Below are 16,551 nucleotides of genomic sequence, written 5' to 3'. Positions count from 1 at the left end.
GCTCATTCCCCAGTCGAACTACCTGATGCGCATGGCCGACGGCACCATCAAGCAGGTCAACCCGTTCACCGGCACCGAGGTGTGGACGGTTCCCGGCCGCGCAAATCGTCCCCTCGGCAACAGCAACGCCAACCCCAACGCCTTGAGCCCAAACGACCACACCGCCCATTGCGCCTTCTGCAGCGGGCGCTACCTGGAAACGCCGCCGGAGAAGGCACGGCTGGTGGCCACCGAGGCCGGGTTCGTTACCCTCCGCGGTCTGCGCGCCGAGGAGCTGTCGGATACGGTCGCCGAATACCGCCGCATCCCGAACCTTTTCGAAATCGTCTCCTTCGAGTACTGGCAGAAGAATTTCGGCTACGCGATCCCCGATCTCGTGCAGTCCCGCATGCACGCTTACCTGGCGACCGAGTTGGGACGGCGCCACGTTCTCGCCATTCTGGAAGCGCGCCTGAAGGCGTCAGGCATGACGCCCCTCGATATCGAGCGCATCCCCGCCGAACAGCGGTTCCAGATGTCGAACGCCTTCTTCGGCGGCGGCCATGAGCTGATCGTCGCTCGCCGCCATTTCACCGAAGGGGCGCGCTTCGACAACCAGCTGGCCTCATCCGGATCGCTGACCCCGGACGAGCATTACGAGTACATGCGCTTCACCATCGACGCGGTGCGCGACATCTACCTGGACAACCGCTACGTCCGCTATGTCGCCGTGTTCCAGAACTGGCTGCGGCCGGCCGGCGCCTCCTTCGACCACCTCCACAAGCAACTGGTGGCGATCGACGAACGCGGCGTGCAGAGCGAGATCGAGATCCGCCTGGCGCGCGCCAACCCCAACATCTACAACGACGCCGCCGTCAACTTCGCCGCCTATCACAACCTGGTCATCGCCGAGAACGACCACGCCATCGCCTTCGCCGGGTTCGGCCACCGTTACCCGACCCTGGAGGTCTTTTCCAAGAGCGAGCGCAGCCAGCCGTGGAACCATTCCGTCGAGGCGCTGCGCGGCATCTCCGACCTGGTCCACGCCTGTCACGCGGCGACCGGGCCGGAAGTGCCCTGCAATGAGGAGTGGTACTACAAGCCGCCGGACGCCGATGTCGCGATGCCGTGGCGGGTTCTGCTCAAGTGGCGCCTGACGACGCCGGCGGGGTTCGAAGGCGGGACCCGTGTCTACGTCAACACCATCGACCCGGAGTCCATGCGCGATCGGGTGGTGCCGCGGCTGTTCCAGCTCCGCCACGACGGTCGCATCGGCGCGATGAAGATCGCCGTCGAGTGCGACTGCATCCCCAACTGTCTCAAATACAACCCCGCCGTACGCCAGGAGGAGGGCAGGGAGCCGGCGTTTCCGCCGTTGTCGCGGGATGCCCGCGGCGGACACTAGTGTGCGATGCTTTCGGATGAAATGAACGGCTGCATCAGCCGTCCAGCGAGGAGTCTTGCGCCATGGCCATGATCGAGGGCAGCCGCCCGTTTCTCCCCGTCAACATCGCGGTGCTGACCGTATCGGACACGCGCTCCATGGAGACCGACCGCTCCGGCCAGACCCTGGTCGACCGCATCGCCGCAGCCGGCCATCGTCTCGCCGACCGTCGCATCGTCAAGGACGAGCAGGCGGACATCGTGCAGCAGCTCGAGGCGTGGATCGCCGACCCCGACGTGGACGTGGTCATCGCCACCGGCGGCACCGGCGTCACCGGCCGCGACATCACGCCGGAAGCCTTCAAGGCGGTCGCCGAGAAGGAGATCCCCGGGTTCGGCGAGCTTTTCCGCTGGATCAGCTACCAGAAAGTCAAAACCTCCACCATTCAGTCCCGAGCCATCGGCGCCGTCGCCGGCGGCACCTACCTGTTCGCCATTCCCGGCTCAACCGGTGCCTGCAAGGACGCCTGGGACGAGATCCTCGTCCACCAGCTCGATTCCCGCCACACCCCCTGCAACTTCGTTGAGCTCATGCCCCGCCTGCAGGAGCACCTGAAGCCGTAGGCGCAACCCAAGCCGCTTCCCGGAGTTGTTGGCCCCGCGGCGCCACAATGATCTCGCAACATGACACAGGCGAAGGACGCTCCGGTGTGGCCAGCGGTGCGCGGGCGGCGCACGGGAGGTTCAAGGCTTCGGCGGCGCGGCGGACAGCGTCCGTGCAGACGATGCGCCCCGGTTCGGCGGTGGCGATCATCGTGCGGGCAAGGTCCGCCGCTCCGGTGCGCGCTGCGGCGCCATCGGTGTCCGCGGCCTGATCGACGACGGCGATGCGCAACGACACCGGCCCCTCCGCCGCGATCCCGTTCTGCCCCGCGTTGTGATCGTCGACGCACCGCTGAATGAGCACCGCGCATTTGACCGCAGAAGTCGGGTCGTCGAATACCGCCGCCATGCCGCGCGGCGCGTGGCCGGCCTTTGCGCCCTTGAACCGTCGGAGCACGCTGTCGCAGATGCGGTCGTGAACTTGGCGGTCCCTTGCGGCGCTATCGGCGTTCGAGTCCGCCATCGCCGCCGGTTCGTGCAGGATCTCGGTCAGAACGATCGTGACGTGCCGCCGGGGAGCCGGCTGCATCTGCGGTGCGGCGGCGCTCCAGGTCCTGAGCGCCTGCGTCAGGCTGTCGGCGCTGGGTGTTGAAGTCCTGAGGTAGGCGAGCATCGCCGCGTGCCCGAGATCAAACATGGTCCTGAACCGCGGGCTTTCCGCCACATGGACCTCGCGATCGGCTGCGAACTGAAGCGCACGCTGGCGCGGAAGCCGAAGAACCGACAGGCAGTCGGCGATGAGGCCGTTGGCGTCGGCCGCGGTCATGGGTCGGTGCTCGATCACCGCCGAGCAGGCGCCGCAAATGTAGAAGCAGAGGCCGAGGCGAATGTCGTTGTCGGCGCCGGGGCCGAGTTCCGCCATTCGATCTGCCACGCCGCGGAGAAATCCGCTGACGATCCGCTTCTGCTGCGCCCAGGCACAGGCCGGCTGCGGCGGTTTGGCAGCGAGCGTCGGTACGCGTTTGGCGGTTGTGGCGCCGGTGGCCGGGAGAGGGGTCCGGTAACGCCGGAAGCGGACCAATCGGCAGCATCCGGCGGCAAAGGCCCTTACCAGCGCCGGCAGCCCCGCCACACAATTCGACACGCCAAAACGCCGCCGACGGCGCGAAGCCTCTCGCGCGCGCGCTGCGTCCTCTCGCGCCTTGGCGCGGGCGCGCCTCGCCTGGAGCGCATCCTCGTCAATGGCGGCAGCGGCGCTGTAGCGGTAGACGGTGGTTTCCTCCGTGGCGTTGGTCGCAGGGTCGTAGGTCTCCTTGACCACCTTGACGAGCGCGACCGTCAGGTCCTGCTCCAGCGCGCGCGCCGTGTCGATGGCCAGTTCGCGCTCCGTCCCCGCAAAAGTGCCTCGGCCTTGCCACTGCCCGTTGTGCTGCTTGAACAGCACCTCGAACGTGACGACCGGGCGGCGTCGTCCATCCGGCAAGGTGTTCGGCATTGCTCGCCCCCAGGCTGTCTGCACAGCGGATCGCGCCTCGGGCGGGCGCGCCATCTGATGAAGATAGAATCTTCCACAATTGCTGAAGAAACCGTTGCTCGAGCGCTATGATCATCAGCCGGTCATGGGATGCCGCGGCCGGCGGCGGCCGGCCGGCCGCGCCGATTTGCCGCAATTCGCCGATAGTCCGATCAGCGCCCTTGAAATCCACTGGTGTTCAAGCACAACTTGATGGGTAACAGGCATGAAGGTGCGTGATGACGATTCACCAGGCAAAGTTCCAAATCGGGCAGGTCGTGCGCCACCGCATCTACCCGTTTCGTGGAGTCATCTACGACGTCGACCCTGTGTTCGCCAACACGGAGGAGTGGTGGCAGTCCATCCCGGAGCACATCCGGCCGAGCAAGAACCAGCCGTTCTACCACCTGCTCGCCGAGAACGAGGAGACGAGCTACATCGCCTACGTTTCCGAGCAGAATCTGCTGCCGGATGAAAGCGGCAAGCCGGTCGGTCACCCGCAGGTGAGCGAGATGTTCTCGGGCTGGGATGGCGGCCGCTACGTCACCCGACCGGGAACCGCTCACTGATCGCCATCGCCGGCCCGACCTCGGCGCCGGCGCCAGCGCGCCAGTCCGGCGCCGTCATCCACATCGTCCAATGTTTCCAGAATGGCGACGTCAAGCCCGTCGAGAGCGGCGAGCGTGTCGGCCAGGGTGTGGGGCGATGACCAGCGCACATCCGCAAAGGCATTGGACAGGCGCGGGCGCCGTTTCAGCCCGATCAGCCAGTAGCCGCCGTCCGCCGCCGGGCCGATGGCGGCGTCATGGGCCCCCAGAGCGTCGAACGCCGCTGCGATATGTCGCGGACAAAGCTCCGGAACATCGGTTCCGATGATCACCGCCGGGCCGGGCGGCAGTTTCGCCATCACCCGCGACATCCGCATCCCGAGGTCGCCGCCGCCCTGTCCGATTCGCCGCCAGCCGCGCGGCCACACCCGGTCCTCGCCCAAAGCTGCATCCGGAGTGACCGCGAGCCACCGCCGCCATCGCCCGCCGCCCGCAAGGGTCGTCAGCACCGCCTGCAGGGTCTGGCGGTAGAACTGCCAGGCGGCCACCGCGCCGACGTCCGCGGCGAGGCGCCGCTTGACCCGCCCGATACGGGGCGCGCGGGCGAACGCGACGAGGTGTTGGTCGAGACCCATCGCAGCTACACTTTCGGCGCTCAACCGTAGAACCGGGCGATCAGGTGCGGCGGCACGCCCGCCGTGTACAAGCCGAGGCACATCGCATTGCGTGCGGCGCGCCGCCCATATCCGTCGCGCCGATACCGCTCCGCGGACGTTACGGCTGTCGCTCCGAGTTCGACCAGCCGGCGCTTGCCGATGCGGCGCACCAGATCCACGTCCTCCATCAGCGGCATCGGCTGATATCCCCCCAGGCCCTCGTAGAACCTGCGGGCGATCAGCAGCCCTTGGTCCCCGTATGGAAGCCCGAGGCGGCGGCACCGCCAAGCGACCGCCGCTTCCAGCCGCCGCGCCGCCGCGGCGTCGTCGTCCAGCGCGAACCGGAAGTAGCCGGCGCGGCCGACGTTTTCGGGGGATTCAGCGAACGTCGCGACGACCGCGCGCCACCCGCGCGGCAACCGCGTGTCCGCGTGCAGAAACAGCAGCCAGGCGCCGACGGCGACGCGCGCGCCGGCCGCCAACTGCCGGCCGCGGCCGCGTGACGCCACGACGACCCTTGCGCCGCCCTCCACGGCGATCCGGCAGGTGGAGTCGGCCGAGCCGCCGTCCGCGACGACCACTTCCACCGCCGCGTCGCCCCCCGCGGCCACGGCCTCCAGCGTCCGCCCCAGGGTCGCGGCCGCATTGAGAGTGGGGATGACAACCGCCAACATCGTCCGCCGCCTGCAATCCGCGGCCGACCATACCGACGTCGCTCACCCTTCGACAAGGGGTCAAGGGAGAGCCCAGCCTGAGCGCCAGCACCGCCCACCCGCTGGCGGAAGTTCTTGCCTTGTTCTTTTGATGGCACTATCCTCCACCCATGAGCCACGCCTCGCAGAAACGGCCGCGGAAAGGGCGCGGCGCCATCGGGAACCCGAGCGGCCGTTTCGAGCCGCTGATTCGCGAGGCCGTGGACGATGACTGGGGCGTCGGCCGAGGCGCAGGCGGCGACGGAAGCGGTGACGGAGGCGACGCGGACGTTGTACCGCCGGCGACAGTGGTCACCGACGAGGCTTGCCGGACCATAATCGCCCGCAACGACTCTCCCGACGTGCCGTTCGACCGCTCCATCAACCCCTACCGCGGCTGCGAGCACGGCTGTGTCTACTGCTTCGCTCGGCCGACCCACGCCTATCTCGGTCTGTCGCCGGGCCTCGACTTCGAGACGCATCTGGTCGCCAAGACCAACGCCCCCGCCGTCCTCGAGCGCCAGTTGCGGGCTCCGGGATACCGACCCCAGCCGATCACCCTCGGCGCCAACACCGATCCTTACCAGCCGATCGAGCGCGAGCGGTGCATCACCCGCGGGATTCTGGAGGTCCTCTCGGATTGTCATCATCCGGTGGCGGTGGTCACCAAGTCGCGCCTGGTCACCCGCGACGTCGACCTGTTGGCGCCGATGGCGGCGCGTCGCCTCGGCAGCGTCGCCATTTCGGTGACGACCCTGGATCCTCGCCTTGCGGGCCGCATGGAGCCGCGGGCGTCGGCGCCGCGGCGCCGACTGGAGGCCATCCGCACGTTGACCGACGCCGGCATTCGCGTCTCGGTCCTGGTGGCGCCGTTGATCCCGTTCATCAACGACCACGAGATCGAGGCCATCCTCGCCGCTGCCGCCCGGGCCGGCGCCGTCAGCGCCGGCGCCGTCCTGCTGCGCCTGCCCCACGAGGTCAAGGATCTGTTCGCCGACTGGCTGCAGGCCCACGCGCCGCTCAAGGCCGCGCGAGTCCTGGCGCGCGTCCGCGAGTGCCGCGGCGGCGCCCTCTATGACGCCGCGTACGGCACGCGCATGACCGGCGAGGGCGCCTATGCCGAACTGCTGCAGCAACGGCTCCGGCTGGCTTGCGGGCGACTGGGGCTCGGCTACGGCCGGGCGGCGGATTTCGACTTGGACACCAGCCAGTTCAGGCGGCCGGACAACAGGGAAGGCAGCCAGTTATCGCTCCTTTAGCGTTGAAGCGGATGGCGCGCCCGGCCGGGCCGCTTCGGCGTCGCAGGCTGCTTTCCATCGCTGTCGATGCCCACTATTGTCGCCTGCGTTCAATGGTCTGGGGACGAAAATGCTGACGATCGATCATGAGAAGGTTTGCTACCTGATCATCAAGGCGCGCGAGTTCGACGCCAAGATGGATCCGGAAGTGCCCGACCCGGGCGACAATCCGACCGACGACGGCGACAGCGAGATCCTGTTCGATTTTCCCGACGACCCGACTGCTCTGGAGGTCCGGGCCTGCCTCGAAAGCCTCAACGAGGATGAGGCGTGCGAGGTACTGGCTCTGGTCTGGCTCGGCGGCGACTACGGGTTCGACACCTGGAAAAGCGCCCTCACCGCCGCCCGCGAAGACACCGAAAGCCGCCGCCCCGAAGCGTTGATGCAGATCCCGCTCCTCGGCGACTACCTCGAGGAAGGTCTCGCCCAGCTCGGCATTTCCTGTGAAGACGTGGAGATGGACCACCTGTAGCCCATGGCCGGTGCCACAACCGCCGCTCATGCCGCACATCGGCAGCGGCGGCCCGGCCGCGAGACACACTTCAATCCCGGCCGCGGGACACGCTTCAACCGCTGTGGACGGTGCCGGTGCGGGCGCGGGCGAGGTTGACCTGTTTCTCCAACTCCGCTTCGGAGCAGAGGCCGAGGCTGACGGGGTTTTGCGGCTTTATGTTCTGGGAGTTCCAGTGGGTACGGTCGCGGATCTTGTCGATGGTCGCCTTGGTGGTGCCGATCAGCCGACAGATCTGCCCGTCGCCGACCTCCGGGTAGTTTTTAAGAATCCAGGCGATGGCGTCGGGCCGGTCCTGGCGCTTGGCGACCGGCGTATAGCGCGCCCCCTTCTGCCGCACCTGGGCCGTCGGGATGTTGGGTTTGGCGAAGTTCAACTTGGCCTCGGGGTCAGCCGAGCAGCGTTCGATCTCGTCGCGCGTCAGTTCGCCGGCGACCAGCGGATCCCGTCCCTGCATGCCCATCGCCACCTCCGCGTCGGCGATGGCCTGAACTTCGAGGGCGTGCATTCCGCAAAAATCCGCGATCTGCTCGAACGTCAAGGCGGTGTTTTCAACCAGCCAGACCGCGGTGGCTTTCGGCATGAGCGGTTTGTTCATAATCTTCTTCCCGTCGGCGCATGAATTGAGAGCAACAAAACGGCGATCACGGGGGAGGTTGTGAAACGTCGTTCATTGCCCGTATAGCTCAATATAATCGGATGCCGCGAGCAATTAAAGCCGCGCGAGCACAACACGTTGATTATGGCTTACATCGAGAGAGGCTCCCTGCCTCATGCTCCTTGCTGCGGATACGTCTGCCACCGCGCGCCGAGTCTGCCGTGGCCAACATCTGGTGCTTTCGGAATGCGGGCGCTAGACAGCGGCAACCCAGCCATGGCCTTCACGCCTCGCGCCGGAGCCGCTCTGGCCAAAAAGATCGGCCAATATTTCTGCCGAGTCGACAAGTCTCGGCCCGGGTCTGTTGAAGAAATGGTGGCCGTCGGCGGCGTACACGCGCCCGTTGCGGACGGCGGCGAGGTCTTGCCAGCGCGCTTCGGACTCGAGTGTGCCGAGTTCTGCAAGGGTCTGGTCGATCTGGTAGCCACACGGCATCAGCACGATGATCTCCGGATCCGCCTTTGCCAGCGCCTCCCACTCCAGCCACGGCGAGTGCTGACCGGCCGTCGCGAACAACGGCTGACCTCCGGCGATTTCGATCAGTTCCGGCACCCAGTTTCCCGCCGCCATCAGTGGTTCCGTCCACTCTATTGCGGCCACGGTGGGGCGGTGCGCCGAAGTGGCGTGGCGGCGGCGAAGCATCTCGAGCCGTCCCCGGAGACCGGCGACCGCCGCATCGGCCTGTCCTTGCGCGTCTACAGCCTCGCCGACCCGCAGCATGTCGCCCCAGACATCATCCAGCGTGTCGGGCGCCAGCGACAACAGCAGCGGGTCGCTGCCGGTCCAGTCGGCCAACGCGTCCTCGAGATCGCGCGGCGTGACGGCGCAGACCGCACATTGCGACTGGGTCAGGATCACGTCGGGGCGGAGGTCACGGAGCAGGTTTACATCGACGTCGTAGACGGAAAGGCCCTGCCGGACGATTTCCTGCACCCGCACCTCGATTTCCCGCGATGACAGCCCCTTCTCGAGCTTGCTCGAGGTGCACACGGGAAGCTGCGCCACGAATGGCGGGAAGTCGCACTCATGGGATCGCCCGACGAGACGTTCCCCCAGGCCGAGGGCGACCACGATTTCGGTTGCGCTCGGCAGCAGCGAAACAATGCGCGGGTCTGACGCCGTCACGCGCTCCATCCTCCTGTTCCGATCAACGCGAGACCGCTAATGCCGCCCTTGGACACGGACTCCCCTCAGACGACGAGGACGATCTTGCCGACATGGACGGACGCCTCCATCAACCGGTGCGCTTCGGCGGCGTCGGCGAGCGGGAGGCGCGCGTGGATGAGCGGGCGGATGCGCCCGTCGGCGATCAGCGGCCAGATGCGTTCACGCAGGGCGGCGGCGATCTCGCCCTTGCGCGGGACCGACTGGATGCGCAAGGTCGAGCCGGTCAGGGTCAGGCGCTTCAGCATGACCGGCATGAGGTCGATCTCGACGCGGCTGCCACGGCGGAAGGCGATGCTGACCAGCCGCCCCTCGCGCGCCAGGCACTTGATGTTGCGCGACACGTAGTCGCCGCCGACCATGTCGAGGATCACGTCGACGCCGCGGCTATCGGTCGCCTCCTTGATCACGTCGACGAAATCTTCACGCGTATAGTCGATGGCGCGCTCCGCACCGAGCCGCCGGCACACATCGCACTTGTCGGCGCTGCCGGCGGTGGCGAACACCCGCGCGCCCAGGCGGTTCGCCATCTGGATCGCGGTGGTTCCGATGCCGCCGGCGCCGCCGTGCACCAGCAGCGATTCGCCGGACGCGAGCCGCCCCCGCTCGAACACGTTGGTCCACACGGTGAAGAACGTCTCCGGCAGGGCTGCCGCTTCGGCAGTGTCGAGGCCGTCCGGAATCGGCAAGCATTGTGCCGCCGGGACCGTACAATACTCGGCATAGCCGCCGCCGGCCACCAGGGCGCACAGCTGATCGCCCACCCGCCAATCCGGGACATCTGAGCCGAGGCCGGCCACGGCGCCGGCCACCTCCAGCCCCGGAATGTCGGTGACGCCCGGCGGAGCGGGATACGCGCCCTGTCGTTGCAGGATGTCCGGGCCGTTGACGCCGGCCGCGGCGACCCGAATCAGCACCTCGCCCGAGCCGGGCTTCGGGACCGGCCGGATCGTCGTGGCCAGCGTCTCCGGACCGCCGGGCGCAGTGATCTCGACAGCGCGCATCGTTTCGGGAACGGATGCGGTCACGGGTTGCCTGCCTCCGCAAAAAAAAGCACGCACCCGACCGGATCGTCATGACCAGATCGTCCCGACCTAACCGGAACAGCCGTGCTCAACCTCTCGGCATTTCAGGCGAAGCTTTACGGCGGGTCAAGTCCCGTATCGACGGTCTCCGTGCGATCCGCCGGCGTGAAGCTTGAGGGCGGCGGTGATGAAGGCGTGGGTCGGGGTCGGGACGCCGGACTCGCGTCCGAGGTCGACCATCGCGCCTGAGAGCCACGCCAGTTCCAGGCGTTTGCCGTGGGTCAAGTCGTAGAGCATGGACGAACCCACATCGGCGGGGGCGCCATCGAACCGCGCCATGTGGCGGGACGCCAAGTCTGCCGGCAGCGCGACGCCACGGGCGCGGGCCACCGCAACCGCTTCGTCGACCGCGGCCTCGAGCAGGGCCCGCGTATCCGCGTCCTCACGGATCGGACCGATCGGCAGGCGCGTGAGCGCCGTGACGCCGCTCAACGCCGTCAGGAAGGTGAACTTGCTCCAGATGTCGGCAGCAATGTCGCCGCTGACGACGGCGTCGATTCCCGCGCGCTGGCAGGCGTCCCGGAACGAGTCGATGCGCGCCGTCCGACCGCCGTCGAACTCCCCGAAGATCAGCCGCGCCATGGCGCCGGTCTGAGCAATGACCCCCGGCTCGGCGATCACCGCCATGATGTAGGTGACGCCGCCGAAGACCCGCTCCGCTCCCACCGCCCGGATCAAGGTCTCGGCCGCGGTGACGCCGTTCTGGAACGAGACGACCGCGGTCTCCGGCCCCATCAGCGCCGGCAGCATGGCCGCCACGCCGTCGGTGTCGTAGAGCTTGACCGCTATCAAGACCAGGTCCACCGGCCCGACCGAGGCCACGTCGTCCGTCGCCTGCGCCGGGTGCAGGTGAAGCTCGCCCTCGTCGCGGCGGATCGTCAACCCGTTCCGCCGGATCGCCGCGAGATGGGCGCCCCGCGCGACGAAGTGCACGTCCTCGCCGGCTTTGGCGAGACGCGCCCCGAATGTGCCGCCGACCCCGCCGGTGCCGATGATGGCGATGCGCATGATCTTCAGTTCCTCTCCCCTGCGTTGGCCCTGGGCGATTTTGCCTTGCGTCGATGATGCAGTCCCGCGACGCTGCACCAGGGTAACATGCCACGGCGAAGGGCGGATGACGATGGCGGCGGTGAGCGGACAGACGATCGGATTCATCGGGCTGGGGCTGATGGGCAGGCCGATGGCCATCAACTTGCACCGGGCTGGCGCCCGCATGGTCGTCTCCAACCGATCGCGGGCGGTGGTCGACGATCTTGCGGCCATGGGAATGGAGGCGGCGGCCACACCCGCCGACGTCGCCGCGCGGGCCGATACCATCATTCTGATGCTGCCCGATACGCCCGCGGTGGAGGCCGTGCTGCTCGGCGCGGACGGCGTGGTGTCCGCGCTGCGGCCCGGCAGCCTGATAATCGACATGGGCACCACAATGATGACCGAGACCCGCCGCTTCGCCGAACGCGTCGCCGCCGCCGGCGGGTCTTACGTAGACGCGCCGGTGTCGGGCGGCACCATCGGCGCGGAAAGCGGCGCGCTCATCGTCATGGCCGGCGGCAGCGACGACGCCTTCGCCCGCGCCCTGCCGATCTTCGAGGTGCTCGGCCGGCGAACCACCCATGTGGGCCCCGTCGGCATGGGTCAGGTTGCCAAGGCCGCCAATCAGGTCATCGTCGGCCTCAACATTGGCGCGGTGGCCGAGGCGCTGACGTTGGCGAAGCGCGCCGGCGCCGATCCGGCACGGGTCCGCGAGGCGCTCAAGGACGGTTTCGCAGACTCCCGCATCCTCGAGGTGCATGGGCAGCGCATGGTCGACGATACGTTCACGCCGGGCGGCAAGTGCGTCACCCAGCGCAAGGACATGAGCCAAGCCCTAGAATTGGCCGCCTCGCTCGGCTTCGACCTCCCGGCGACGCGTCTCAACCGCGACCTCTACGACAAGGTGATCGCCGCCGGCCACGGCAACCTGGACCACGCGGCGCTGATCAAGGTTTTCGAGACGTAGCCGTAGCCGTAAACGGTGTCGGCAGAGGGTCGTTCGGCTGATGCGGCTTCGCTGCCGGAGGTGGTGTGGGCGCGGTTATTTGCGCTGACGGATGCTCGACGCGAAATCCGTGGCGGCCAGCATGCCGACGGCGAGGATGATGATCCAGAGATCCAGTTCGCCGATGTAGAGCGCGAGGAAGCCGAGGAAGACGAGAAATATCAGAAGCGCGATGGACGCAATGATCTGATCGGCCATGAGCGGATTCCCTCCTCAAGCTTTCCCTTGACGCCTCAAGGCGTGATTACCCTTGACGCCTCAAGGCGTGGTTACCCTTGACGCCTCAAGGCGCCCGCCACGCGAACGACAGGCTCAGGGTGAGCCCGTTGCACATGGGTGTCAATGGAGCGCGTTGCGGCTTCTCGGCCGACGGCCGGCGGACAACGAAGGCCAACGGCCGGGACAACGAAGGCTTACGGCCGGCGGACGACGAATTCGGTTTCGGCGAGGGTCGCGCCGTCCTTCGTTCGGACCGAGACCGTCCACACCCCGTCCTGGCGTGGCGCGATCGTCTTCGTGGAATAGACGCGCCAGCGGTTGGAGCCGACCGGAAAGGTGACGTTGCCCTCGAAATGGCCGTCCCGTTCCCAGCGGTGCACCACGGCCTCGCCGGCGAGGCCCAGCAACTCAGTAAAATAGAAGAACTCCCGGCCGTCCTCGCTCGGAAAGTTAAAGCTTTCGGTGATGGTGTCGACGGGTTCGCGCCCGCGAATGCCGGTGGCGAGATATGCCCTCGCCACGGAGCCGCCGGCGTTGGTCGCCACATGATCGAGCGCCGCCACCGACGGCCGCCGCGCTGGCTCTGGAAGCGACGCAAAGTCTTGAGCCGGTTCCTCGTCCATCGATCGGACCTCATCGCGGGTCGACGACGATGTCTCCGACGGCCCTGGCGCTGCGTCAGGCTTCTTGGCCGGAACCGCGACGTCGGCCGCGACGCCGGTCCACTGCTGGACGGCGACGACGGGCGTCGCCTCTCCGTCCGCGATCGCTGCGCCCTCCTCGGCCGGGACCGAGGCGGGCCGCGTAGGCTTGTAATCGGGCACCACAGAGGCCAAAACGGTGACTGGAGCCTGTGTGTCCGGTTGGTCGTCCGCGACGGGGGCGGCCTCATCCGGCTCCGACCGGACATCCATGGAAGCATCACCCGCCGCATCGGACGCCGACCCGGCGGGCGCATCAGCGCTGTCGCCCACGGGCTGCGGCGGTGCTACGGGTGCGCCGTCTCGCGCCACCGCTTCAGCGGGAATGCCGACACTCTCAGCCAACACGTCGGTCACCGCCGGCTCCATCCGGGACGGCGCCGCGGTCCTCGCATCGGCTTCCGGCTCCATCGGCGGCATCTCGTCCGGCGCCGTGGCGTCGGCGAGCATGTCGACAGGCGGTTCCGCGTCCGGTTGCGTCGCAGGTTGGAAAGCGCCGACTGATGGTTGCGGTTCGTCGGCCGTCGGAGACTGCTCTTCACTATACGAGCCCGAGGGGCGATCAGAGAGCACGGGCGCCGCCTCGGGGGGCGGAGGCGCGTCAATCGTATCGGCGGCACCCGCTTCGGCCTCATCTCCAGCACCAGCGTCGGCGGTCACGAAGCCCGTTGCATCGCTTGTGTCAACGTCCGGTTCCGTTGGGGAGGATGCAGTTTGCAGCGAAACGGTTGCGGATTCTTCTGTGCGCGACGTCGCGGAACCCGCTCCCGGCGTTTGCGAAGTCTGCGGATCGACGGCCGCTGGTTGCGCGTCCGACTCCGCCACCTCGGTATCGACTGCCGGGGTGAGGGCTATGGCGATCAGGGCGGCAACGACGGCGATGGCGACGATGGCCACCTCCATCCTGAGGAACCGGCGACTGCGCTGCATCGTCTTCGCGAAGCCGCTCTTCCTGTCCGCCGTGGTGCCCGCCGTGGTGTCCGCCGTGGTGTCCATCATGGCGGAGGTGTCCCCATCGCCGTCCGAATTGCGGATATTGATCTTGATCTTGAAACGCTCAGTCATGGGTTCCAGGTCAGCGGATTTGCCCCGCAACGATGGAGCGGCCGCGCGACGTGGTCGTTTGGTTTGAAGTTCGAGCCCCGGCACGCCGACGATCACAGCACGAACGCACTGCTGCACCGACCAATGACTAGCATCCGTCGGTGGGATGGCACGAGACAATAATCACCGCGAAGAAGAAACTCACCTCCTTTTTCCCGACAGGCCGACCGAATTGGCATTCCTAAATGGTGTCCGCGCTCGCGCCGTCCGGCAGGATCGGGGGTTCCGCCGCCTTGCGTCGGATGCGCTTCGGCCGTTGAGGCTGCGCCGGCCGCGGCGGCGGCGGCGTGTCGCTCCACGACCGGTTCGGAAGCTCGACGTTGACCTCCAGAACGGAGACGGAGTCGATGTTCTCGAACTGCACGGTCAGTTTCTCGTCGTCGATCTCCACGTACTTGCAGATGACCTTGAGGATGTCCCGATGCAGTTGCGGCATGTACGCCGGCTGAGAGGTTCCGGCGCGCTCGTGGGCGAGCAGGATCTGCAACCGTTCCTTCGCCGCATCGGCGGATGGCCGCTTGCGAGAGCGAAAGAAGTCCAGGAGTTTCATGTCCAGGAGCCTCATGCGGTCCTCCAGAATAGCCGCTGAAACAGCCCGCGCCGGGCCTGGTTGAAGTGATGCTCGATGGTCTCGCCGACGAACCGGCCGACGGCGTCGACGTAAGCCTTGCCCGCCGGCGACGCCGGGTCGAGGACCACCGGCATGCCGAGGTTGGACGCCTTCAGCACCGTCTGGCTCTCCGGAATGATGCCGAGCAGCGGGATGGCGAGAATTTCGAGCACATCCTCGACCTTCAGCATTTCGCCGCGGTCCACGCGGTTGGCGTCGTAGCGGGTGAGCAGAAGGTGCTCCTTGACCGGTTCCAGGCCCTGTTCGGCGCGGCGTGAGCGGCTTTGCAGAACGCCGATGATGCGGTCGCTATCGCGGACGCTCGAGACTTCCGGGTTGGTGACGATGATCGCTTCGTCGGCGAAATAGAGCGCCATCAAGGCCCCCTTCTCGATGCCGGCCGGGCTGTCGCAGACGATGTAGTCGAAGGAGTTCTTGAGTTCCTTGAGGACCTTTTCCACCCCCGGCTTGGTGAGCGCATCCTTGTCGCGGGTCTGGCTGGTCGGCAGCACCGACAGGTTCTCGAGGCGCTTGTCCTTGATCAGCGCCTGACTGATACGGGCGTCGCCGTTGATCACGTTGATGAAATCGAACACGACGCGGCGCTCGCAGCCCATAACCAGGTCGAGGTTGCGGAGGCCCACGTCGAAGTCGACAACGACGGTCTTGTAGCCCCTGAGGGCGAGACCGGCTGCGAATGCGGCGGCCGACGTGGTCTTGCCGACGCCGCCCTTGCCGGACGTTATGACGATGACTTTGGACAACGATCCCTCCAATCCCATGGATCAAAAACCTGGTAAGCCGCGTCAGGACCTTGCTCAGGACAGCGGCTGGAACACGACGCGGTCGCCTTCGAGCGAAATCTGCACCGGCTTGCCGATGTGCTCTTCGGGCAAATCTTCCCGCACCTGCCACGTGCCGGCGATCGACACCAGATCGGCGTCAAGTTTGTGGCAAAAAATGCGGGAACTCTGATCGCCGGAGACACCGGCGAGCGCCCGCCCTTTCAGCGCCCCGTAGACGTGGATGTGCCCGTCGGCCAGAAGCTCGGCGCCAGGGGACGTGGAGGCCAGCACCACCAGATCGCCGCCCTGGGCGTACACCTGTTGGCCGGAACGGACCGGCTGGGTGACGACCTTGGTCTGGGTGCCGATGGGCGGCCGATCGGCGGCGGGCGGGGCGACGACGCGCAACTCGATCCCCGAGGCCACACCATCGTCGTCGAGCGAGATCGGCGCCTGCGAGCCTTCGCGAAGCACGCTGAAGCCGGCGTTGACGGCTGCCTTGTTCTGCTCCGCGGTCGCGTTCTGCACGCCGACCGGCACCAGACCGTGCTGGCGCAGCCGACGGCCCACTTCTGCGATGTTGATGGGTGGCGCCTCGGCGAGGGCGGAGAGATCGACGACCACCGGAGCGTGCCGAAAGAAGCTGGGCGCCTGGGCCACGCGATCGGCGAGCGCGGCATAGAGGGTGTCGTCCTTGGGATCGGTCATGCGGAGCACAAGCAGCGTGAAGGATGCCCCGCGCAGATCCACGTGGCGACGCCCGCCCTTGGGAAGCTCGGTGACGGTAGCGGCCGATGTCATTTGGAAGTCCATCCACGAAGTTGGGATCTGCTCATGTGCCACCCACGATGTTGCGGTCTGCGTGCCGCTCAGTCTCCACATCTGGATGTAGCTGTCATCAATTTTCGGATGCTGGCAAGGCCGGCAATGACAGCGCTCGGCCCGATTCGGCACGCCGTTGAGGTCATTGACGTTTTGCGATCGCCCCGTGCACGCCCTGTGCG

At 67.2% G+C, this 16,551-nt stretch carries 18 protein-coding genes; 6 read left to right on the top strand and 12 right to left on the bottom strand.

The genetic code is table 11. The features are described from left to right. Positions 1 to 31 precede the first annotated feature (31 nt). Positions 32 to 1,384 carry a DUF4921 family protein gene (locus IPM60_01400; protein ID MBK8906597.1) on the top strand — a complete coding sequence of 451 codons (1,353 nt, stop codon included), beginning with the start codon at positions 32 to 34 and terminating at the stop codon, positions 1,382 to 1,384. Positions 1,385 to 1,446: 62 nt separating this feature from the next. Continuing rightward, the gene (gene moaB, locus IPM60_01395) at positions 1,447 to 1,986 is read left to right on the top strand and encodes a molybdenum cofactor biosynthesis protein B (protein MBK8906596.1); all 540 of its coding nucleotides are present in this window, start codon (positions 1,447 to 1,449) and stop codon (positions 1,984 to 1,986) included. On the opposite strand, the gene IPM60_01390 is transcribed toward moaB, so the two are convergent. After that, positions 1,952 to 3,460 carry a hypothetical protein gene (locus IPM60_01390; GenBank protein ID MBK8906595.1) on the bottom strand — a complete coding sequence of 503 codons (1,509 nt, stop codon included), beginning with the start codon at positions 3,458 to 3,460 and terminating at the stop codon, positions 1,952 to 1,954. The two genes, moaB and IPM60_01390, sit on opposite strands and share 35 nt — an antisense overlap. 257 nt (positions 3,461 to 3,717) lie before the next feature. Here IPM60_01390 and hspQ point away from each other — a divergent pair, with 257 nt between their 5' ends. Then, positions 3,718 to 4,047: a heat shock protein HspQ gene (gene hspQ / locus IPM60_01385; GenBank protein MBK8906594.1), complete on the top strand. Its 330-nt coding sequence runs from the start codon at positions 3,718 to 3,720 to the stop codon at positions 4,045 to 4,047. Here hspQ and IPM60_01380 read toward each other — a convergent pair. Together IPM60_01380 and IPM60_01375 are read right to left on the bottom strand one after the other, a co-directional pair. Next, positions 4,041 to 4,661, bottom strand: a complete 621-nt coding sequence (locus IPM60_01380; protein MBK8906593.1) for a TIGR04282 family arsenosugar biosynthesis glycosyltransferase — start codon at positions 4,659 to 4,661, stop codon at positions 4,041 to 4,043. The genes hspQ and IPM60_01380 overlap by 7 nt on opposite strands. Positions 4,662 to 4,681: 20 nt before the next feature. Then, positions 4,682 to 5,356 carry a TIGR04283 family arsenosugar biosynthesis glycosyltransferase gene (locus IPM60_01375; protein MBK8906592.1) on the bottom strand — a complete coding sequence of 225 codons (675 nt, stop codon included), beginning with the start codon at positions 5,354 to 5,356 and terminating at the stop codon, positions 4,682 to 4,684. Between the two features lie 149 nt (positions 5,357 to 5,505). Between IPM60_01375 and IPM60_01370 the strand changes: the two genes are divergently transcribed. After that, a complete protein-coding gene (locus IPM60_01370) occupies positions 5,506 to 6,633 on the top strand; it encodes a PA0069 family radical SAM protein (protein ID MBK8906591.1) in 1,128 nt (375 codons plus the stop codon). A gap of 109 nt (positions 6,634 to 6,742) precedes the next feature. Beyond that, entirely contained in the window at positions 6,743 to 7,144 is a 402-nt protein-coding gene (locus IPM60_01365; protein MBK8906590.1) for a DUF3775 domain-containing protein, read from the top strand. A gap of 94 nt (positions 7,145 to 7,238) precedes the next feature. On the opposite strand, the gene IPM60_01360 is transcribed toward IPM60_01365, so the two are convergent. The 4 genes from IPM60_01360 to IPM60_01345 form a co-directional block, all read right to left on the bottom strand. Beyond that, positions 7,239 to 7,781 carry a DUF1013 domain-containing protein gene (locus IPM60_01360; protein MBK8906589.1) on the bottom strand — a complete coding sequence of 181 codons (543 nt, stop codon included), beginning with the start codon at positions 7,779 to 7,781 and terminating at the stop codon, positions 7,239 to 7,241. A gap of 255 nt (positions 7,782 to 8,036) precedes the next feature. Further along, positions 8,037 to 8,975, bottom strand: a complete 939-nt coding sequence (locus IPM60_01355) for a cobalamin-binding protein (GenBank protein ID MBK8906588.1) — start codon at positions 8,973 to 8,975, stop codon at positions 8,037 to 8,039. A 56-nt stretch (positions 8,976 to 9,031) separates the two neighbouring features. Next, positions 9,032 to 10,009: an NAD(P)H-quinone oxidoreductase gene (locus IPM60_01350; GenBank protein MBK8906587.1), complete on the bottom strand. Its 978-nt coding sequence runs from the start codon at positions 10,007 to 10,009 to the stop codon at positions 9,032 to 9,034. A 147-nt stretch (positions 10,010 to 10,156) separates the two neighbouring features. After that, positions 10,157 to 11,098: a 2-dehydropantoate 2-reductase gene (locus tag IPM60_01345; protein MBK8906586.1), complete on the bottom strand. Its 942-nt coding sequence runs from the start codon at positions 11,096 to 11,098 to the stop codon at positions 10,157 to 10,159. A 106-nt stretch (positions 11,099 to 11,204) separates the two neighbouring features. Here IPM60_01345 and IPM60_01340 point away from each other — a divergent pair, with 106 nt between their 5' ends. Then, positions 11,205 to 12,089 (top strand): NAD(P)-dependent oxidoreductase, encoded by an 885-nt coding sequence (locus IPM60_01340; protein MBK8906585.1) that lies wholly within the window; start codon positions 11,205 to 11,207, stop codon positions 12,087 to 12,089. A gap of 75 nt (positions 12,090 to 12,164) precedes the next feature. Here IPM60_01340 and IPM60_01335 read toward each other — a convergent pair whose 3' ends face one another. The 5 genes from IPM60_01335 to minC form a co-directional block, all read right to left on the bottom strand. Beyond that, complete coding sequence (locus tag IPM60_01335; protein ID MBK8906584.1) at positions 12,165 to 12,326, bottom strand: hypothetical protein; 162 nt, start codon at positions 12,324 to 12,326, stop codon at positions 12,165 to 12,167. A 215-nt stretch (positions 12,327 to 12,541) separates the two neighbouring features. Beyond that, the gene (locus IPM60_01330; protein MBK8906583.1) at positions 12,542 to 14,113 is read right to left on the bottom strand and encodes a DUF2914 domain-containing protein; all 1,572 of its coding nucleotides are present in this window, start codon (positions 14,111 to 14,113) and stop codon (positions 12,542 to 12,544) included. A gap of 220 nt (positions 14,114 to 14,333) precedes the next feature. Next, entirely contained in the window at positions 14,334 to 14,702 is a 369-nt protein-coding gene (minE, locus tag IPM60_01325) for a cell division topological specificity factor MinE (GenBank protein ID MBK8906582.1), read from the bottom strand. 11 nt (positions 14,703 to 14,713) lie between these two features. Beyond that, a complete protein-coding gene (minD, locus tag IPM60_01320) occupies positions 14,714 to 15,526 on the bottom strand; it encodes a septum site-determining protein MinD (protein MBK8906581.1) in 813 nt (270 codons plus the stop codon). Positions 15,527 to 15,580: 54 nt separating this feature from the next. Further along, positions 15,581 to 16,348, bottom strand: coding sequence for a septum site-determining protein MinC (minC, locus tag IPM60_01315; GenBank protein ID MBK8906580.1), 768 nt, complete (start codon positions 16,346 to 16,348; stop codon positions 15,581 to 15,583). Between the last annotated feature and the right edge of the window lie 203 nt (positions 16,349 to 16,551).

The organism is Rhodospirillales bacterium, assembly GCA_016710335.1.
Classification (GTDB): domain Bacteria; phylum Pseudomonadota; class Alphaproteobacteria; order Rhodospirillales; family Defluviicoccaceae; genus JADJXQ01.
Note: the sequence above shows the minus strand (reverse complement) of the source record. Positions and strands in the feature narration are given on the sequence as shown.

Bases quoted from the DNA above. Each gene is read 5' to 3' on its own strand.
- IPM60_01400 (MBK8906597.1), top strand. From the start codon at position 32: ATGGCCGACGGCACCATCAAGCAGGTCAACCCGTTCACCGGCACCGAG.
- moaB (MBK8906596.1), top strand. From the start codon at position 1,447: ATGGCCATGATCGAGGGCAGCCGCCCGTTTCTCCCCGTCAACATCGCG.
- IPM60_01390 (MBK8906595.1), bottom strand. From the start codon at position 3,460: ATGCCGAACACCTTGCCGGATGGACGACGCCGCCCGGTCGTCACGTTC.
- hspQ (MBK8906594.1), top strand. From the start codon at position 3,718: ATGACGATTCACCAGGCAAAGTTCCAAATCGGGCAGGTCGTGCGCCAC.
- IPM60_01380 (MBK8906593.1), bottom strand. From the start codon at position 4,661: ATGGGTCTCGACCAACACCTCGTCGCGTTCGCCCGCGCGCCCCGTATC.
- IPM60_01375 (MBK8906592.1), bottom strand. From the start codon at position 5,356: ATGTTGGCGGTTGTCATCCCCACTCTCAATGCGGCCGCGACCCTGGGG.
- IPM60_01370 (MBK8906591.1), top strand. From the start codon at position 5,506: ATGAGCCACGCCTCGCAGAAACGGCCGCGGAAAGGGCGCGGCGCCATC.
- IPM60_01365 (MBK8906590.1), top strand. From the start codon at position 6,743: ATGCTGACGATCGATCATGAGAAGGTTTGCTACCTGATCATCAAGGCG.
- IPM60_01360 (MBK8906589.1), bottom strand. From the start codon at position 7,781: ATGAACAAACCGCTCATGCCGAAAGCCACCGCGGTCTGGCTGGTTGAA.
- IPM60_01355 (MBK8906588.1), bottom strand. From the start codon at position 8,975: ATGGAGCGCGTGACGGCGTCAGACCCGCGCATTGTTTCGCTGCTGCCG.
- IPM60_01350 (MBK8906587.1), bottom strand. From the start codon at position 10,009: ATGCGCGCTGTCGAGATCACTGCGCCCGGCGGTCCGGAGACGCTGGCC.
- IPM60_01345 (MBK8906586.1), bottom strand. From the start codon at position 11,098: ATGCGCATCGCCATCATCGGCACCGGCGGGGTCGGCGGCACATTCGGG.
- IPM60_01340 (MBK8906585.1), top strand. From the start codon at position 11,205: ATGACGATGGCGGCGGTGAGCGGACAGACGATCGGATTCATCGGGCTG.
- IPM60_01335 (MBK8906584.1), bottom strand. From the start codon at position 12,326: ATGGCCGATCAGATCATTGCGTCCATCGCGCTTCTGATATTTCTCGTC.
- IPM60_01330 (MBK8906583.1), bottom strand. From the start codon at position 14,113: ATGACTGAGCGTTTCAAGATCAAGATCAATATCCGCAATTCGGACGGC.
- minE (MBK8906582.1), bottom strand. From the start codon at position 14,702: ATGAAACTCCTGGACTTCTTTCGCTCTCGCAAGCGGCCATCCGCCGAT.
- minC (MBK8906580.1), bottom strand. From the start codon at position 16,348: ATGACATCGGCCGCTACCGTCACCGAGCTTCCCAAGGGCGGGCGTCGC.